13 protein-coding genes are annotated in these 17,991 nt (G+C 59.5%); 7 read left to right on the plus strand and 6 right to left on the minus strand.

Annotation, left to right across the window (positions count from 1 at the left end; genetic code table 11):
* Positions 1-100: 100 nt before the first annotated feature.
* A complete protein-coding gene (locus PEM_RS00325; protein WP_005415046.1) occupies positions 101-691 on the plus strand; it encodes a malonic semialdehyde reductase in 591 nt (196 codons plus the stop codon).
* Between the two features lie 86 nt (positions 692-777).
* On the plus strand, positions 778-1,485 hold the full coding sequence (locus PEM_RS00330) for a YceI family protein (RefSeq protein WP_005415047.1): 708 nt from the start codon (positions 778-780) through the stop codon (positions 1,483-1,485).
* Positions 1,486-1,684: 199 nt separating this feature from the next.
* Here the strand turns inward: PEM_RS00330 and PEM_RS00335 are convergent, their stop codons facing one another.
* Positions 1,685-2,086, minus strand: a complete 402-nt coding sequence (locus PEM_RS00335; protein WP_119706034.1) for a hypothetical protein — start codon at positions 2,084-2,086, stop codon at positions 1,685-1,687.
* Between the two features lie 206 nt (positions 2,087-2,292).
* Between PEM_RS00335 and PEM_RS00340 the strand changes: the two genes are divergently transcribed.
* The gene (locus PEM_RS00340) at positions 2,293-3,114 is read left to right on the plus strand and encodes a hypothetical protein (protein WP_119706035.1); all 822 of its coding nucleotides are present in this window, start codon (positions 2,293-2,295) and stop codon (positions 3,112-3,114) included.
* 62 nt (positions 3,115-3,176) lie between these two features.
* Here PEM_RS00340 and PEM_RS00345 read toward each other — a convergent pair whose 3' ends face one another.
* Complete coding sequence (locus PEM_RS00345; protein ID WP_119706036.1) at positions 3,177-3,974, minus strand: siderophore-interacting protein; 798 nt, start codon at positions 3,972-3,974, stop codon at positions 3,177-3,179.
* A gap of 58 nt (positions 3,975-4,032) precedes the next feature.
* Complete coding sequence (locus PEM_RS00350; protein ID WP_119706037.1) at positions 4,033-4,593, minus strand: PadR family transcriptional regulator; 561 nt, start codon at positions 4,591-4,593, stop codon at positions 4,033-4,035.
* 545 nt (positions 4,594-5,138) lie between these two features.
* Here PEM_RS00350 and aceE point away from each other — a divergent pair.
* The 3 genes from aceE (at position 5,139) to PEM_RS00365 (ending at position 11,722) form a co-directional block, all read left to right on the plus strand.
* Positions 5,139-7,826: a pyruvate dehydrogenase (acetyl-transferring), homodimeric type gene (gene aceE, locus PEM_RS00355; protein ID WP_012478970.1), complete on the plus strand. Its 2,688-nt coding sequence runs from the start codon at positions 5,139-5,141 to the stop codon at positions 7,824-7,826.
* Positions 7,827-8,216: 390 nt separating this feature from the next.
* Complete coding sequence (locus PEM_RS00360) at positions 8,217-10,388, plus strand: ATP-binding protein (protein WP_119706038.1); 2,172 nt, start codon at positions 8,217-8,219, stop codon at positions 10,386-10,388.
* Positions 10,385-11,722, plus strand: a complete 1,338-nt coding sequence (locus PEM_RS00365; RefSeq protein WP_119706039.1) for a hypothetical protein — start codon at positions 10,385-10,387, stop codon at positions 11,720-11,722. Before PEM_RS00360 ends, PEM_RS00365 begins: the two co-directional genes overlap by 4 nt.
* A gap of 348 nt (positions 11,723-12,070) precedes the next feature.
* On the opposite strand, the gene PEM_RS00370 is transcribed toward PEM_RS00365, so the two are convergent.
* From PEM_RS00370 to PEM_RS00380, 3 genes are all read right to left on the minus strand, one after another.
* Entirely contained in the window at positions 12,071-13,813 is a 1,743-nt protein-coding gene (locus PEM_RS00370) for a DUF262 domain-containing protein (protein WP_119706040.1), read from the minus strand.
* A 645-nt stretch (positions 13,814-14,458) separates the two neighbouring features.
* On the minus strand, positions 14,459-14,914 hold the full coding sequence (locus tag PEM_RS00375) for a very short patch repair endonuclease (RefSeq protein ID WP_119706166.1): 456 nt from the start codon (positions 14,912-14,914) through the stop codon (positions 14,459-14,461).
* A 101-nt stretch (positions 14,915-15,015) separates the two neighbouring features.
* Positions 15,016-16,515: a DNA cytosine methyltransferase gene (locus tag PEM_RS00380; protein ID WP_162911560.1), complete on the minus strand. Its 1,500-nt coding sequence runs from the start codon at positions 16,513-16,515 to the stop codon at positions 15,016-15,018.
* A 329-nt stretch (positions 16,516-16,844) separates the two neighbouring features.
* Here PEM_RS00380 and PEM_RS00385 point away from each other — a divergent pair, with 329 nt between their 5' ends.
* Positions 16,845-17,969 (plus strand): DUF3883 domain-containing protein, encoded by a 1,125-nt coding sequence (locus PEM_RS00385; protein WP_162911561.1) that lies wholly within the window; start codon positions 16,845-16,847, stop codon positions 17,967-17,969.
* Positions 17,970-17,991: the final 22 nt, after the last annotated feature.

Genomic DNA, 17,991 nt, shown 5'->3' on the forward strand with positions numbered 1-17,991 from the left:
GGGTGTTGCAACAGTCGCGACACTCTACACTGCGGCTCGTCGTTTCGCCCCGCGCCGCCCGCGGGCACTGACTTCCTTTCGCCGCCCTGGAGATCCACCGATGTCCCACGCGCTCGACGCCGCCGCCCTTGATCAGCTGTTCCGTACGGCCCGCACCCAGAACGCCTTCCTCGACAAGCCGGTCCCCGAGAGCCTGCTGAAGGAACTGTACGACCTGGTGAAGTGGGGCCCCACCGCGGCCAACACCACGCCGGCGCGATTCGTCTTCGTCACCTCGAAGGAGGCCAAGGACAAGCTGGCCCCGGCGCTGTCCGAAGGCAACCTGGCCAAGACCATGGCTGCGCCGGTCACCGTCATCATCGGTTTCGACCTGGACTTCCACGAGAAGCTGCCGTACCTGTTCCCGCACACCGATGCCAAGGCCTGGTTCGATGGCCCGCAGGAAGGCCGCCACGAAGCCGCCATCCGCAACGGCAGCCTGCAGGGTGCCTACCTGATCCTGGCTGCGCGCGCGCTGGGCCTGGATGCCGGCCCGATGTCCGGTTTCGACCCGGCCAAGGTCGACGAAGCCTTCTTCGCCGGCACCTCCATCAAGTCGAATTTCCTGGTCAACCTGGGTTACGGTGACCCGGCGGGCCTGTTCCCGCGCCTGCCGCGCCTGTCGTTCGACGAAGCGGCGCGCATCGCGTAAGTCGCTGTATCGGTTTCGGGCCCGCTGTTCCGCGGCGGGCTCTTGCTGCACCGTGTACCCACCCTACGATCCGGAGAGTTCCTCAGATGAGCGCCACCCGTAAACTGCTGCTGCCGCTGGCCCTGACCCTGGCCATCGCCGCCTGCTCCAAGCCGGCCGACACCGCTGCCCCGGCTGCCGATGCCGCCGCCCCGGCCACCACCGAGCAGGCTGCCACCCCGGCGGCTGATGCCGCCGCTGCTGCGCCGGCTGCCGAAGCGATCAAGATCGCCTCGGGCACCTACAAGCTGGACCCGAGCCACACCGACGTGCTGGCGCAGTGGAGCCACTTCGGCTTCTCCAACCCCAGCGCGCACTTCGGCAACGTCGAAGGCACCCTGGTGTACAACGCCGAAGACGTGACCAAGTCCACCGTGGAAGTGAAGCTGCCGCTGAGCGGCCTGAACAGCTTCACCGCCAAGTTCGACGAGCACCTGAAGAGCGCCGACTTCTTCGACGCCGCCAAGTTCGCCGATGCCACCTTCAAGAGCACCAAGGTGGAAGCGGCCGGCACCAACAAGCTGACCGTCACCGGCGACCTGACCATCAAGGGCATCACCAAGCCGGTCACCCTGGACGTCACCGTCAACGGCGGCGGCGAGCACCCGATGGCCAAGGTTCCGGCCGCCGGCTTCGATGCCACCACCACCCTGAAGCGCAGCGATTTCGGCGTCGGCGCCTACGCCCCGAACGTCAGCGATGAAGTGAAGATCCGCATCACCACCGAAGCCACCGGCGAAAAGCCGGCCGCTTGATGCACCCAGCTCACTCGTCGTGAGAAGGCAGAAGGCCCGCTGAAGAGCGGGCCTTCTTTTTGGGTGCCGGTAGAGCCGGCCGCTGGCCGGCTGCATGCGGGGCACCCGATGCCGATGGGGTTGCCGGCCAGCGGCCGGCACTACCCGGCAGGTGCCAACCTGCATCTGGTGGGTGCGGACCGTTGGTCCGCACGATCCTTCAGCGCAGCGCGCCCAACCACACGCCACACGCTTCGCTCGGGCTCTGCTTGGCCTTCACCACCAGCCCGCTTACGCGCACGAAGGTCTGCGCGGCCTGTGCCACGACCTGGCGTGCGATCAGCGCCGCCTGCTTGGTCGCGGCCTGCTGCTTGCGCAGCTGCACGATGTTGATCGAAGGCCGACCCACCGGCGCGTACTTCTGGTCGCGGCGCAGCACGTCGGCCACCTGCGCCACTTCGAATTCGGCCTGCAGGTAGCGGTGCTGTGCTTCCACCAGGTCGCGCAGCGGCGCGCGCAGTGCAGCGGTGTCGGCGAAGGCGGCCAATGCCGCGTCGCAGGCGGCGTCATCGGCGAAGCGGGTACGCAGCGCGTCCACGCTGGCCAGGGTCAGTTTGGCCATGTGGGCCTCGTTGCTGCAGGAAAGGAGCGCGATTGTCGCATTGCCAGCTCGGTAGTGCCGGCCGCTGGCCGGCAATTGCATGGGAGTGTGCGGACCAACGGTCCGCACCCACCAGTCGATGGCGGTCCGCACCCACCGACGGCGGCGCAGCCGAGCGTGGGCTCGGTTCTACAATGGCTGCGGTATCACCCACGGAAGGAAGACCCATGCAGGACGCGCAGTACTGGTTGAACGAATTCTGGTCGGGCCTGAGCGTGCTCGATCTGGTGGGCGGCAGCGTGCTCGGTACGCTGCTCGGCCTGGTGCTGGGCATCGCCGGCTGGCGCTGGCTGCATCGCCGTGGTTGGTTGCAGCGGCGCAAGCGCTGGCATCACTGGCTGCTGGCCAGCTACGTGGTGCTGCTGCCGCTGGCCACTGCCTTCTTCGGCCTGCAGCTGGGTTTCACTGCCGGTGCGCACCGCGCGCTGTTCAAGCAGCTCGATCATTTCCAGCCGCACCTGCAGACCCTGGTGGAAGGCTGGAGCGAAGGCTTCACCGATTCGCTGGACGACCCACGCATGCGCGAGGCATTGCGCAGCCAGGGCACGGTGGGCGACGTCGCCGACACCATCGCCTCGGCCTACCTCAGCGAGCATCCGCTGCCTGGCCTGGACCGTCTTGGCAACGGCCCATTGGCACGCGGCACCGGCTGGGTGATCGGCAAGGTGCGCGAGGGCCTGCTGCGCAGCATGGTGGAAGACACGCTGGTGGACAGGGCCGGTACCCTCGGCCTGGAACCCAAGGTGGTGCGCGAGGCGCTGACCATGCACGTCGATGAGCTGCTGCACACCCGTGGCGTGTTGCGGCTGGTGAAGGCGCAGATCAACGGCATGATGCCGGGCGTGTACTTCGGGCTGCTGTTGCCGTTGCTGATCATCGCCCTGCTGGTAGCGCTGGAGATCTGGGCTGCGCAGCGGTTCGGGTGGATGCGGCAGGGGGTAGTGCCGGCCGTTGGCCGGCAATTGCAGGTTCCTGCCGAAGGTTCATGAGGTTGCCGGTGCATGGGGTCAGATCCCTTTTCCACAGGAAAAGGGATCTGACCCCGAGCCGGTCAATCGCCGTCGGTTTCGTCCGGGTGGGCCTTCCAGTAGCCGGTGGAACGAATCCAGTCGCGCGGCACGCCCAGGTGGCCTTCGATGAACTTGCGCATCATCCGTGCGCGGCGCGATTCGGTGGCGATCCAGTAGAAGACATCGCCGTCCGGGGCCTCGAAGTCGGTCAGCATGTCTTCCAGCAGCGTACTGCTGGCCGCTGGGAAGCCGTTGCGCTCCAGCCAGTGGATGCGCACGTTCTCGTACTGCGGCAGGTCCTGGCGCTCGGTCTCGTCGCGCACTTCGATGAAGGCCTGCACCTCGGCACTGTCCGGCAGCACGTCCAGCCAGCGGGCGATGGCCGGCAGTGCGGTTTCATCGCCGATCAGCACGTAGGCGTCGTAAGTGTCGGCCACCACGAACGAGCCGCGCGGGCCGCCGATCACCAGCATGTCGCCCGGCTGTGCGCGTTCGGCCCACGGCCCGGCCACGCCCTGGTCGTGCAGCACGAAGTCGATGGCCAGCTCGCCGGCTTCGTGGTCCCACCAGCGCGGGGTGTAGTCGCGCGAGGGCGAAGGCACCTTGCCTTCCGGGTAGCTGCGGCCTTCGGCGGTCAGCACCGGCAGCACCATCTCGCCCGCAGCGTTGGGGAAGAACAGCTTGATGTGGTCGTCGGCGCCGGGCGAATCGAAGCCGGCCAGGTCGTCGCCACCCAGCACCACGCGGCGCATGTGCGGGGTGACCTCTTCAGTGCGCAGCACGGTCAGTTCACGGAAGCGCACATCCAGGCGCAGGCGCGTGTTGTTGTGTTCGGTCATGGGGGTTACCTGTAAAGGTGTCGCGCGGGCGCGCGGCGTAGGGGAGACCTGGCTGGCGTCAGTCTGGCTGGGTCGTTGAAATCGGTGGTTGCTCGCTACCGGCCGTACCGTTGAGCAGGGCCGAGGCCCGCGTCAGCAGCGCCGCCACTTCGTCCGCCTCGCCCTCGGCCCAGCGGCCGTGGTGATGCACCAGCGCCCGCTTGAACTCGCGCAGGGCAGTGGCCAGCGGCGGCGGCAGCGAGGCCTTGGTGATCTCGCGGGCACGGTCGAAGGCACGTCGCTGCGCCAGGCGTACATGGGTGCGCTGCACCTTCAGCTCGAACTCGCCGGCAGCGGTGATGCGGAAGATCCGCTTGCCATCCACTTCCTCGGCCTCGATCCAGCCGGCCTGCTCGAAGCTGGCCAGCAGCGGGTACATGGTGCCGGCGCTGGGCGTGTAGGCCTGCATGAACTGGTTGCTGATCAGCTGCATCAGCTCGTAGCCATGGCGCGGCTGCTCGCCGATCAGGGCCAGCACCAGCAGGCGCAGGTCGCCGCGGCTGAGGACGCGTGGCTGGCCGTTGCGGCGCGGCACATTCGGATCGGTGGAACGGGCTCTGGCAGAAGCGGTACGGCTCATTTCGATATATCGGTAAACGAGTGTGCAAACGATATATCGATATGTCGAAAGCGACAACATCCGATCCGGCCACAAGCAGGTGCAATTTGGGCCACGGACCTTCGTGCGCACAGCAAAAGGGGCGCCCCCTGCGAGGCGCCCCGGCGATGCTGTGGAAGGGAGCAGGGCCATCGGGCCCATCACTCGCGACCCACCCTGGGCCCGCGACTGGCAGCGATCCAGAGGCAGGTGCGACATGTTGTCGCCGGTTCAGAACCGCTGCCCGGCGCCCACCTACGGTGGTTCCGGAGTTGCCCTACAACCGTCATCGGCAGCAGTAACACTGCGTCCTGCGGATGGGCGCAGCGGCCCGCAAGCGACAGCCCGCGCCGCCGCCAAGGCCCGCCGCAGGGCCATCAGCGGGCCCGGCAAGCCCCTTGCGGACACTGGCCGGTTGCATCCATACGCCTGCGTAGCCAAGTGACGAAAGCCCTTGGTGCGCTACACTTTGCGGTCTAGAAATCTATACAACAGTCGCGCGCGTGCGTGCGGTTATGGGAGCGCTAATGAACTGGTTGAACGAGGTGCTGAACAACGACCCGAATCCTGTGGAAACCCAGGAGTGGATCGAGTCGTTGAAGGCCGTTATTGATGTCGAGGGCTCCGAGCGCGCGCATCAGCTGCTGGAAGGCATGGTGGAACTGACCCGTCGTTCGGGCGCCTACCTGCCGTTCTCTCCCACCACCGAATACGTCAATACCATCGAGCCGCAGTTCGAGGCCAAGAGCCCGGGCAACGCCGAGCTGGAATGGCGCATCCGTTCGATCATCCGCTGGAACGCGATGGCCACCGTGGTGCGCGCCAACCGCAAGCCGGGTGACCTGGGCGGCCACATCGCCTCGTTCGCCTCCGGCGCCACCCTGTACGACGTGGGCTTCAACCACTTCTGGCGCGCCCCGAGCGAAAACCACCCGGGCGACCTGCTGTTCATCCAGGGCCACAGCGCCCCGGGCATCTATGCGCGTTCCTTCCTGGAAGGCCGCATCAGCGAAGAGCAGCTGGACAAGTTCCGCATGGAAGTGGACGGCGGTGGCCTGTCCTCGTACCCGCACCCGTGGCTGATGCCGGACTACTGGCAGACCCCGACCGTGTCGATGGGCCTGGGCCCGCTGGCCGCCATCTACCAGGCGCAGTTCATGCGCTACCTGGAAAACCGTGGCCTGATCGAGAAGTCCGACCGCAAGGTGTGGTGCTTCATCGGCGACGGCGAGAGCGACGAGCCGGAAACCCTGGGTGCCATCGCCCTGGCCGGCCGTGAAGGCCTGGACAACCTGATCTTCGTGGTGAACTGCAACCTGCAGCGCCTGGACGGTCCGGTGCGCGGCAACGGCAAGATCATCCAGGAACTGGAAGGCGTGTTCCGTGGCGGCGGCTGGAACGTGATCAAGCTGCTGTGGGGCGGTTACTGGGATGCCCTGCTGGCCAAGGACACCAACGGCGTCCTGAAGAAGCTGATGATGGAAACCGTCGACGGCGAATACCAGAACTGCAAGGCCTTCGGTGGCGCGTATACCCGCGAGCATTTCTTCGGCAAGTACCCGGAAACCGCTGCGATGGTCGCCGGTCTTTCCGACGACGACATCTGGCGCCTGAACCGTGGTGGCCACGACCCGCACAAGGTGTACGCCGCCTACCACCAGGCCGTGAACACCAAGGGCATGCCGACCGTCATCCTGGCCAAGACCGTGAAGGGTTACGGCATGGGCAGCGCCGGTGAGGCACTGAACCCGACCCACCAGACCAAGAAGCTGGACGACGAAGCGGTGCGCCACTTCCGCGACCGCTTCAACATTCCGGTGACCGACGCGCAGCTGGCCGACGGCCAGGTGCCGTTCTACCACCCGGGCCCGGATTCGCCGGAAGTGCAGTACCTGCAGGAACGCCGTGCCGCCCTGGGTGGTTACCTGCCGCAGCGCCGCCGCAAGGCCGACAAGACCTTCGTGGCGCCGAAGCTGGAAGCCTACGAGCGCCTGCTGAAGAGCAGCGGCGAGCGCAGCTACTCCACCACCATGGCCTTCGTGCAGAGCCTGAACATCACCCTGCGTGACAAGGAACTGGGCCCGCACATCGTGCCGATCGTGGCCGACGAAGCCCGTACCTTCGGTATGGAAGGCCTGTTCCGCCAGATCGGCATCTACGCGCCGTTCGGCCAGAAGTACAAGCCGGTGGACGCCGACCAGCTGATGTTCTACCGCGAAGACCAGAGCGGCCAGGTGCTGCAGCAGGGCATCAGCGAGCCGGGTGCGATCAGCTCGTGGATGGCCGCTGGTACCAGCTACTCGGTCAGCAACGTGCCGATGCTGCCGTTCTACATCTACTACAGCATGTTCGGCTTCCAGCGCGTGGGCGACATTGCGTGGCAGGCCGCCGACATGCGTACCCGCGGCTTCCTGCTGGGTGGCACCGCCGGCCGCACCACGCTGAACGGTGAAGGCCTGCAGCACGAAGATGGCTTCAGCCATCTGGTGGCCGGTGGCATCCCGAACGTGCGCAGCTACGACCCGACCTTCGGCTTCGAAGTGACGGTGATCCTGCAGCACGGCACCAAGCGCATGATGGAAGACCAGGTGGACGAGTACTACTACGTCACCCTGATGAACGAGAACTACACCCACCCGGAAATGCCGGAAGGTGCGGCCGAAGGCATCGTCAAGGGCATGTACCTGCTGACCGACGCCGGCAAGCCGAAGAAGGGCGAGCTGCGCGTGCAGCTGCTGGGTTCGGGCACCATCCTGCGCGAAGCCATTGCCGCCGCCGAGCTGCTGGACAAGGACTTCGGCGTGACCGCCGATATCTGGAGCTGCCCGAGCTTCAACGAACTGCGTCGCGATGGTTTCGACGTGGAACGTGCCAACCGCCTGCATCCGGAAGGTGAGCAGCGCAAGGCCTACGTGACCGAGCTGCTGGAAGGCCGCCAGGGCCCGGCGATTGCCGCCACCGACTACGTGCGTGCGTATGCGGACCAGATCCGTGCGTTCGTGCCGATGTCTTACACGGTGCTGGGTACGGATGGCTTCGGCCGTTCGGATACGCGTGCGAACCTGCGCCGGTTCTTTGAGGTGGATCGCTACTACATCGCGCATGCCGCGATTGCGGCGCTGGCGAAGGAAGGGAAGATGACCGCGAAGGATGTGGCCCGGGCGATCAAGCAGTACAAGATTGATCCGGAGAAGGCTAATCCTGTTGGGGTTTGATTGATAAACTCAAACAGGAAGGGCAGGGCTGATTGGGTCGCGAACAAGAGTACTTCGAGGCTTGTAGTCACTGACTAGTCACTGGACTTGCGCAATGAGGCGGCTCACTGAGCCGCCTCATTGCGTTTTTTACTTCAGTTTGCAAACGAGATCAGAGTGCCGGAAGGTGGGTGGCCACCGCCCAGCTAGGGCTGGCGCAGTGAACTCAGAAGCCTGTGCTAGAAATCCTGGCTGCCGTCGGATTGAACTCAGCTGCCTGCCAAGCCAATCTAACCATCCGGTTTGCTAACATTCCCTGGCGAACCGGTGAACTGGTGCTGCCGGTTGCAGACTAAAGCGAGATTGGGCTTGGTGCAGAAAATGATGCTCGGCCCGGACAAGGAGCTGTAAATGCAAACTTCAGATAAGAAGGACCCAGTTTCAGAGACTTTGTCGTTCCGGCCAAGGGCTCGTTTGCTGCAGCTTCTTGGAGACCAGCTTATCGGTAGCCCAAGGCTCGCAGTCTTCGAGCTTGTAAAGAATGCCTATGATGCAGATGCCGAACATGTCACGGTAACGCTGAGCTCACTTGGCACCACTCAAGCCAGTATCACGGTGCAAGACGATGGCGATGGGATGACTCTCGCCACAGTTAAAGACATTTGGCTTGTACCTGCGCACGACCATCGGGGGGTGCAGCGATCAAAGCTGAAGCGCACTAAGTTGAATCGTTTGCCCTTGGGCGAAAAGGGGCTGGGCCGCTTTGCGGTGCACAAGCTCGGAGACGCAATCGAGCTGGTAACTCGTGCTCCGGGTGAGCAAGAGTGCGTTATTCAAATTGATTGGGCCGCACTCATAGCAAAGGAGTTTCTTTCGGAGGCTGAGGTTAAAGTAGAGACTCGGGAGCCCTTAGTTTTCACCGGAGATAAGAAGGGGACACGCCTAACGATTGGCGAACTTCGAGAAGCAAATTGGACTCGAGGAGAGGTAAGGCGTTTGCTGAGGCAGATTACCTCCATATCTTCACCATTCAATGCCCGCTCCGACCAGTTTAATACCGAGCTCAAGATTCCTGAGCATCCGGAGTGGGTCTCTGGAGTTCCCGATATTGGTGTGCTTCTAGAAAGGGCGCCGTGGCGTTTCGTGTTCTCCTTCGAGAACGGAAAGATCGACTGGGATTACGAATTCCGCGGTATCGCAGGTATCAAACTGGAGAAGCGTGCAGTAAGTGATAACGCAGGAAATCTCCAGATCGTGGCTGATCGTGATGTTGATGATCTTGGAACCAATCAAGGTGCCACATCTAAAACTGCGAGAAAGCTAGTGGCCGATGAATCCATGACCGATGGCGTAGGGCCAGTTACTGGAGAGTTCTACGTTTTTGACCGAGATCGGGAAGTTCTACAGCTGCTTGGAGATAGTCAGCTAATTCAGAGCTTCCTTGACGAAAATGGTGGTGTTAGGGTGTATCGAGACAGCATCCGAGTGTACAACTATGGCGAGGCCGGGGATGACTGGTTGAGCTTAGATCTTCGTCGTGTAAATACCCCGACTCGAAATATCAGCCGAAATATCATCGTTGGTGCGATAGATCTATCTCTCGAGAAAAGCACCAGTCTCGTGGAGAAGACGAATAGAGAGGGCTTTGTTGAGAATACTGCCTATGCAAATCTAAGGCGTATAGTTCTTGGCGCGCTCGCCATACTCGAAATTGAACGAAAGATAGACAAAGATAACATTCGCGCCATCACCGGGAGAGGTAAGGATCGTGAGGTCGCTAACATAACGATGCCGCTTCAGGCGCTTCGCGACGCGGCCAAGAAGCACCAACTCTCTGCAGAGCTGGATCCCCTGATCAATAAGGCAGAGAAGAATTACAATGAAATGCGCGATACCATGCTTCAGGCGGGAATATCTGGCATGGGGCTCGCGATCGTGTTTCATGAGATCGAGCAAGGCGTCCGGCTTCTGTATGACGCAATCGAGGACGGACGCAATCTTCAGAACGTTCAGGTTCAGGCCCGAGAGCTAGTTCGGGTACTCGACGGGTTTAGCGAGCTTCTGCGCAAGGGCGACCGCCGAGATCATAGTCTCAAGCATTTGATCAGACGAGCGAGAGATCTTAATCGTGTCAGATTCAGAAATCACGGCGTCAGTCTTGTCTGTCCAATTCTTGAGGATGACTCGCCTGGAATAGAAAGAAGGTTCTCGTTCGGATTGCTACTCGGCGCGCTTAACAACCTCCTTGACAATGCGTTTCACTGGCTTCAGGTCAGGTGGCCGGAAGGCTCTCAGAATGACCGAAAGATTTACATCGGCATCGAGCCAGATCTCACTGGTTACCCAGCTATCATCGTTGCCGACACTGGCCCGGGCTTCCAAGATGATCCAGAGCGGCTGATAAAGCCGTTCTTTAGTCGACGCCCGGATGGTATGGGTGTCGGACTCTATTACGCGAACATGGTGATGGAGCTAAATGGTGGACATCTCGCTTTCCCAGATGCTACGGAAGTTGGGTTGCCCGACGAATTTACTGGGGCTGTTATTGCCCTTATGTTTCCGAAGGAAGGGACCTCCTCATGATGATCGTAGCGCCGCGCTTCATTGCAGTAGATGACAAGAAGGAGCATCTCGAAGCAATCGTTTCTTCCCTGCAGAAACTGGGGGCGCCTTGCATAGGTGTGCAGTACGATCTTGAAAATGACCTAAATGTCAGTCATTTTCGCGGTGTCCGATGCCTATTTATGGATCTTCATCTAACAGGTGGCAACCTCAAGACCGACCACAAGGGTGACTTCAGTAGAATTCAGCAGATCCTCGAAGAATGCATCGACTCTCGTGGCGGCCCTTTTATTCTGGTCATGTGGACTCAGCATCCCGATCTGAAGGATCAGTTGGTTGAATACCTGGAGAGGAACATTGATCCGGCCCGTCCGTACGCGCGTCCGCTTGCTGTACTTAGCCTCGCCAAGGACAGGTACTTGGTGAATTTGGACGAAGGTGTAGTTCGCGATCCGGCGGAGCTTCTTGGTGCTATTCAGGAATCCATACTTGGAAATCCACAGCTTGCCGTTCTTCTTCAATGGGAAGCTGATGTACTCAGGGCTGCGGGTGCGACGTTGGCATCGTTGTTGGAGCTAGTGCCAGTCGGTTCACGGACGAACGCGCATTACTCTGACGCGCTGGATTCGCTTCTCAGTCGCATGGTGACTGAGGCGGTCGGGACGAATCATGTCGCCGCAGATCCGCGAGCGGCTATCACGACGGCCCTTGCTCCAATACTTTCTGACCGTGTCCAAAACCAGGACGTCGCAGATGCCGAAGCCACTATATGGAGCGCGGCCGTAACCAAGCATGACGCGAGGATGCCGAGGGCCGATTCCTTCGAGGCTGGTAGCATTAACAGGATGCTTCACCTTGCCATACCTGGTACAGAGAGACTGACGGCCACAGATTGGGGAGCTGTGGTAGCTTGGCCATTCAAGTGGGACGATCCGACCTTCCTTCGTATTACTGGAATGAGCATTAAGGATATGCTGTGCCAGCAGTTCAAGATGAGAAGCGCGTCGATTGCAGATTGTCGTCCGATTCTCGTTCGAGTTGGGGCTGCGTGTGACTATGCACAAAGCAATACTGGCCCTATTACCTACTTATTGGGTTTCGAGATTCCCGAGAATGCTGCGCGTCAGGATGCCAAAGCCACTGATGCGATATGGGTCTCGCCTGTGTTTGTTCTGGATCCAGCACAAGGTCCTTACCGGATTCATGCGCATATCAGGTTTCCACAGACTCACCTGCCTGCGGACGCTGGTCAGTGGCGGGTTACTAGCCGGTTGCGCGAGCAGCTGCTTATGCAACTTATTAGTTCTGCAAGCAACTACGTGGCACGTCCGGGGATTGTTCGAATTACATGTTGAGGGGGCGCTGATCCGGAAGCATGATCTTAGTTCTCGAGTTGCGCAGCGTCGGGTCCTGTCTGAGTCATGCCGGATGACCTGAGCAGGCACCAGTGTGTCATTAGGCGCTCTTGGACCCCTGTGCTGCGGGCTCTGCGAATCTTGCCGCATAGGTCGATCAGCACAGGGGGGGGGCACATAAGTGCCCTCTCCAGATCATCTCGATTAGAATGCGCGGAAATCTCAGAACTCGTTAGGCCCGCTGCGCGACGCAGTAAGTCATGCGCGTAACTCAGAGCGAGCCGGGGCGGCGCCGCTGGTGATCAGTTGCAGTAGGTTCCAAATCATTGGCGGGCGACTATGTTCGTATCATGCCCACCTTTTGACTGCCCAGTCAGCGAGAATTTGGGAGCGCTCGGAAATCAGAGCTGGGGTCCAATTTGCGTAATCCCGTGCAAAATTTCGCGCAGCCTTGAACCCTGAATCGTCCTGGTAGACGTTTTTCTTCTTCTCATATGGGCCATTGCTTAGTGATTGATTCATTTCTCTAGATAGTGGGAGTAGGTTTGCTAAAAGGCCCTTCAAATCTTCATGCTGTTGCGTCGTGAAGTGCTCCTTCCATGTCTCCGACAGCTTGTCCGGCAATACATGCTCAATCCACATTGTTCCCTGGGGCTGGTCACCGCCAAGGTGACGATTCCATTCCAGAAGGACGAATCTCGTTACCGATGCACCATAGAGTGGTCGCTCCGCTATTGCTTGTCGCACATCATTGTCGTCGGGCCAAACAACGGTCTTGTGCTTGCGAATACATGCCTCCACCGAATCTTGTGTTGGGTTGCCATCGCAATCCTGCCACAGTCGCTTAAAGACGGCGTGGAGTCCAGTGGGCTCGTGCCCACAAACAGCTCGACGGATAAGGAACGATTCAACCTTTCCGGCAACTTCAACGGCTACCGTCGGAGCTATGGAGCCCTCTCGCACGGCATTGGTGAGCTGCATCAGGAATGGATAGGTCGAGCTTGGTGCATCGCATTCGCTGAGGCGGAGTAGGGCCTTGGCTACATCTGTAGGGAGGCCTTGCTGATTCGTGCCATTCACCACATCGAGGAATGCATCTTGGTACTTCGCGAGGTCGTTAATGATTGATCTTGGATCAGAAAGGTCTTTCCATCTGAGGCGAAGCTTGTCAAATACCTCAGACTTTTTCACATTGGGATCGTAGATTAGGCCGTATGGGAAGAAGTAGGAATCGAATAGGCTCTTCTCATCGCGCAAGAACTTGCTGTAGAAGGGCTGCCAGTCGTTTTGATCAATTTCTTCGATTCGGTCCGGTGCTTCATTTGCAACTTTCGAAAAGATCTCGTTGCGGACCAAGTCGCCAGTGGTAATTGGCTCCTGGCGCGAATTAAGGCTGTCAAATATCTTGGGGCCATCGGTTGGATTCCGGACCACAATCTGCACAACGCTCACGGCCCCCAACAGGGCGCGATAAATCCCATGTAGGCGCTCCTCTCCCTCAAGCTCAACTTGGTCTTTAAGAAATCGATGCGCTGTTCGATAGTTGTTCCATAAGCGTCCGTTGTTATGTCCTGTCGCAGAGAGTGGCTTGTACCTGAACGAGCCAAGCTTCTCCGCAAACTTGGTATCAGAGAGCATGTGTTCGAATACTCTGTTGAGCTGGGCGCGGTCTTCCTTGCACGAATGGAGCTTGGAATTGGATGCCAAACGACCTTCCCGCCCGATGCCGATGACTAGGTACTTAAGGAAAAGACCGGCTGCATCGTCATAGAGGCCATTGTCGCAGAGTGTTTTTACAATTGCGCAAATGTAAAGAAAGATGGTGGTAGTCCGCTGCTGACCATCGATAACCTCGTATACGCTCGGATCTGCAGGATTGCCGCGGCGCGCGTACATAATGATCGCCCCCAGAAAGTGCGTGTCTTCAGCATCGATAATGCTGAGGAGGTCCTTCTCGAGCTGCCGGAGCCTTTCTGGCTTCCATTTATAGGCGCGCTGAAAATAAGGAATACTGAAAACTAAGTCTCCAGAGAGCAAGTTGGAGAGCTCGGTTTCATCTGAGCTATTGGTGAGGCGCTGTGCTGTTGACATCAGGGGCCATGCTCCATGCGGAAGGTTGCTTGAGTGGGTCTTGCTTTCCTAGTGCTGCAATGGATCGATATCTGGTCTCTTAAGTGCTAATGCAACTGTAGTCAAAAAGGGTCCTGAGGGTCGTCGCCCGTTCGATCATGCCGCAACGGGGCAACACAGAACAAAGGGATTCACCCTAGCTTTCAGCGACACACTTGGCGGCCGGCCGGCCTAGCCTGAGCGCAAGCAATGGGGGTTCGATCTAGGCAAGCATCGGCTACCTCTGTACCACTTGCTTTATCTAGCCAGGAGGATCTCACGGCGGGCCCGCATGCGTCCTGCCAGGCTCTCGGCGTCGCCAAATGTCAGCTGGATGATGGCTCCTCAACATGTGCCGCCATTGTCGCCCAGGAAGCCGGTCAGCGGCCGGCACTGCAGGAGGGGGGCAGTGCATCACTAACGCCATCGCCTAGCAGCCGTTGACGATTCGGAGAAGAACACCATGGTTAGAGTGATTCGAACTCCGAGGGAAGGGTTTGTATATCTGAAGGAAGTCCCACAAATGATGACGCCATGACTGATGCTGAGGATAATATCCCAGACGCGACCTATGGCGACACATCAACCAAATGGACCAGGGTGGCAAGCTGTTGGTCACTGCATGGCTTACTGTGTTGAAATTTCGATCTTCGTGTCCTTGGTACAACCTAGAAACGACGCACATCGGATGGCTGCTGCTTGAGCTCCAATCCTCCTACTGCCTCGTAGGGCGCATTCCCATACAATGATGACTCGCCAGCCCAGCACTGTGAGCATCCTTTCGACCCGTTCGTCTCGCGCCCGGTTGCCCGCAATCTTCTTGGTCCAGAAATCCGTTCTCGTCGAGGGAATCTTTGCACGGTGGCAATTATGCCCATGCCAGAAGCAGCCATGAACGAAGATGACAGTTCGGTACTTTGTCAGTGCAATGTCCGGCGAGCCTGGAAGATCTTTCTTGTGCAGTGCATATCTGAACCCAAGCGAATGGAGGGCTCTTCTGAGCAACATCTCGGCCTCGGTGTCACCTTTGCGAACCCGACTCATGTTCCAACTACGTTGTGCCCGATCGCTGCGATCGGTCATCACCGCCACCTCTGCGTGCAGGGAAATGAAAATGACCGTCCAGCAGAACTCGGTACGAGACACCAAGGTTGCAACTGAACGGTCGTCGTGACTGGAATCTTCTAAGTGCCGACCCGCTCAGTCGGAGGGGTCGCTCCGAAGTTTGCGGAGACGGAACTCATGAGAGTTCCAATCATCTCAGATGCAATTGCTTTTGCTAGCAGGGGAGGGACAGCGTTACCGATCTGCTTGAACGCGGGATTCATGGTGCCGCTGAACTTGAAGCCATCTGGGAAGGACTGGAGCCGAGCCGCCTCACGAACCGATATCGTGCGGGCCTGACTGCTATCGTAGTGAATATGGCTATAGCTGTCCTTCCCCAGGTGCGCCATCAATGTGCGCGCGGGTTGATCCGCCCACATCTTGCGCCATTTGTTCGGGAACTTGGTAGCGTCATATGGCGGAACAATAGAATCCCAGAGAGCCTTGTAGCCCGCCGACTTCTCTCCGAGCTTCTCGCCCCGGGCGCGGGCTGCCTCCAGCTTCTCCTGAAACATCTCAAGAGCGTGTGCGTAGGCCTCAGGATACTGGTCCCCCGGATTCATTCTTGCAAACAGCTCATAGTCTCGCGGTAGGTACCGAATCACGTGGTCGGAGATGCCTTGCTTTGGGGCTTCATGCCCCTCCCACGAGCGCATCAGTGCGCCGTAAGCAGTGGGCTTCTTCTTGCCATAGGGGATCGGAGTGTCAAAGCGACGCGCGCCACGCACAATCTTTCCCTGCGCAAGCAGCTCGCGTGCGTTGATACTTGGCATATCTGCCAAGGCGTCTGCTGCGGTGACGGCAGGTGGAAGATCAGGTGAGGCCGCAGGAGGAGCAATGTATGAATGAGCCCCGTCAAAGAGGTTGTGCAACGTCTTCAGAGCGACAGAACGCGAACCCTCATAGCCTGGCGGCAAGACAAGATAGTGAGTCGGCTTGGGGAAAGACACGGTCGCATTGAGTTCGCGCCTGTATGCCATCAGGAACATACGCTCACGCATCTGCGGAACGCCATAGAACGCCGCATTGAGAAGTGTGTACCCGCAGGTATAGCCCTTCGACTCCAGAACCTCACAGGTTTCTTCAGCGATGTTCTGCCCGCCATGGTTCAGCATGTCGGGCACATTCTCCATCAGAACCGCGACGGGCTGGAACGCATCTACGTACTCAAGGTACTTCTTATAGAGTTGAGCTCGCGGATCGTGAATGAAGGCCTCAGGGTGCTCTTCAATCTCGCGCAGCTTTGAGCGGCCGACGCGAGCGAACGCTTGGCATGGCGGGCCCCCGACGACGATGTCAAACGCGTCAGCGACGCTCCCAAGCCCGAGCTGCATGCAGAGCTCGGCTGGTGTGGTCTTGGTGATATCAATTGGCTTGCTGTGAGCCTCTGCACCACCATGAAAGTTCAAGCCATGCGATCTAGCAGCATCGGGGTCGAACTCAACCGCGGCGCGGAGCTCGAAGCCGGCTGACTCAAAGCCCAGAGAAATGCCCCCGCAGCCAGCGAACAGATCAAGCACGCGGGGCTTACCGCCCGCGGCGATGCGCTCTAGCTTACGAAGAATGACGTCAGTGTTCATCAATTGGTCCCTTGCCCGTTTGGCAGGCGAAGTGGTGACTCGGTTTGGTTGTTGCAGTCGTCGAGGAAACGTTGGACCGCCATGCGAATGACCCAGGCGGACGAAACGTGATGGCTGTCTGCTAAGGCCTGAACCTGGGTGTGGACGTTTTCGGGCAGCATCACCGACGTCCGCACAGACCTGCGGTCTGGTGAGATAGGGCTTCGAGCCATGACAAGGCCAGCATTGGGATGGTGGCAGCATTGTGGAGTAATCTGCGTATAAATGCACCACATATGCAGCTCCGGAGACGGCATACTTGTATTCATCTGGATAAACACGGTCGACATATGGCCCGCAAGCTAGCCCTCAAGCGTCTCACCGCTTCAGATTTGACTGTTTTCCGTTGGCATTTCACCAATCGACCCGCCGGCAACCAAAAGGCGATCAACCTGGACAGGAGCGTCTTGGTAGACAGCCTGTTCCCTGAGCTGGCCAAGCCGGGGGCGGTGCCCAACCCTCGGTACAACCTCGAGCTCAAGATCTCAGGCCCCGGGGCCTGCGCGCCTCACACGTTGGTCCGCAAGATCCTCAAGCAGCAGAAGAACTGGAGGCTCAACGGCGAATTTATCGATGGACCGATCGATGATCCGCAGAGGTACAACTACCTCGCAGCTGACGACTTTGCCTTCTTTGAGTTCCGCGGCGATCAAGTGCCAGAGGCTATCCATATGCTGCTGATTTCGGCAGCCGATCCAAAGGATGCACAGCTCCATCAAACCCTCAGTCAGATCTTTGTGACCGGCTCGATGCGTGTCATAGATGAGCACTTCATTCATGATGTATTGGAGCGGAGTGGGGTTGCCGGCCGACACGCGCTGTCTGACTGGGCAGAGGGCGCGCTGCTTGAAGAGATCGGGCTTGGCAGCGCGGCTGCTACTCTTAAGCTCTACGCCCGTCGCAACAGGCGTGGACTGACTCCAGAGGAATTTCTCGAGATCCGAGACCGCGCACAGTCAACGGGAATCTCCGGCGAACTGTACCTCAACGACTGGCTGTTGGACCTGCAGCGAGAGGGAGAGTGCTCTGACGTTGAGTGGACATCTAGCAGCAATGCGATCGCACCATATGACTTCCGACTCAGAATGCCCCCGCATGGCGTCGAACGCCGAATTGATGCCAAGTCGACCACTGGCGAATTTGAAGCCGCACTGCACATGTCGCGCGCGGAGATCGTTGAAGCAGTGCGAGGTGGCGTGTGCTACGACATATATCGTCTCTATCGACTGTCAGAGAAAGGGGCGGAGATGCGGGCTGCATATGATGTTGGGCCCGCCTTGGCTCCTATACTTGAAGCGCTCGAAAACCTTCCGTCCGGCGTCTCGGTAGATTCGGTCTCCATCCACCCGCCAATTCTTCAGTTCAGCTCAGACATCCACTATCTGCCGAACTCGGAGCTGGACGACGATAAGTGAGTCTCTGGACTACATCGGTGCA

The sequence above is a fragment of the Stenotrophomonas sp. Pemsol genome (assembly GCF_003586545.1).
Taxonomy (GTDB): Bacteria; Pseudomonadota; Gammaproteobacteria; order Xanthomonadales; family Xanthomonadaceae; genus Stenotrophomonas; species Stenotrophomonas sepilia.

Coding starts and splice junctions, on each gene's coding strand:
- PEM_RS00330 (WP_005415047.1), top strand. CDS start 778: ATGAGCGCCACCCGTAAACTGCTGCTGCCGCTGGCCCTGACCCTGGCC.
- aceE (WP_012478970.1), top strand. CDS start 5,139: ATGAACTGGTTGAACGAGGTGCTGAACAACGACCCGAATCCTGTGGAA.
- PEM_RS00345 (WP_119706036.1), bottom strand. CDS start 3,974: ATGACCGAACACAACAACACGCGCCTGCGCCTGGATGTGCGCTTCCGT.
- PEM_RS00350 (WP_119706037.1), bottom strand. CDS start 4,593: ATGAGCCGTACCGCTTCTGCCAGAGCCCGTTCCACCGATCCGAATGTG.
- PEM_RS00340 (WP_119706035.1), top strand. CDS start 2,293: ATGCAGGACGCGCAGTACTGGTTGAACGAATTCTGGTCGGGCCTGAGC.
- PEM_RS00375 (WP_119706166.1), bottom strand. CDS start 14,914: ATGACCGATCGCAGCGATCGGGCACAACGTAGTTGGAACATGAGTCGG.
- PEM_RS00385 (WP_162911561.1), top strand. CDS start 16,845: ATGGCCCGCAAGCTAGCCCTCAAGCGTCTCACCGCTTCAGATTTGACT.
- PEM_RS00360 (WP_119706038.1), top strand. CDS start 8,217: ATGCAAACTTCAGATAAGAAGGACCCAGTTTCAGAGACTTTGTCGTTC.
- PEM_RS00370 (WP_119706040.1), bottom strand. CDS start 13,813: ATGTCAACAGCACAGCGCCTCACCAATAGCTCAGATGAAACCGAGCTC.
- PEM_RS00380 (WP_162911560.1), bottom strand. CDS start 16,515: ATGAACACTGACGTCATTCTTCGTAAGCTAGAGCGCATCGCCGCGGGC.
- PEM_RS00325 (WP_005415046.1), top strand. CDS start 101: ATGTCCCACGCGCTCGACGCCGCCGCCCTTGATCAGCTGTTCCGTACG.
- PEM_RS00365 (WP_119706039.1), top strand. CDS start 10,385: ATGATGATCGTAGCGCCGCGCTTCATTGCAGTAGATGACAAGAAGGAG.
- PEM_RS00335 (WP_119706034.1), bottom strand. CDS start 2,086: ATGGCCAAACTGACCCTGGCCAGCGTGGACGCGCTGCGTACCCGCTTC.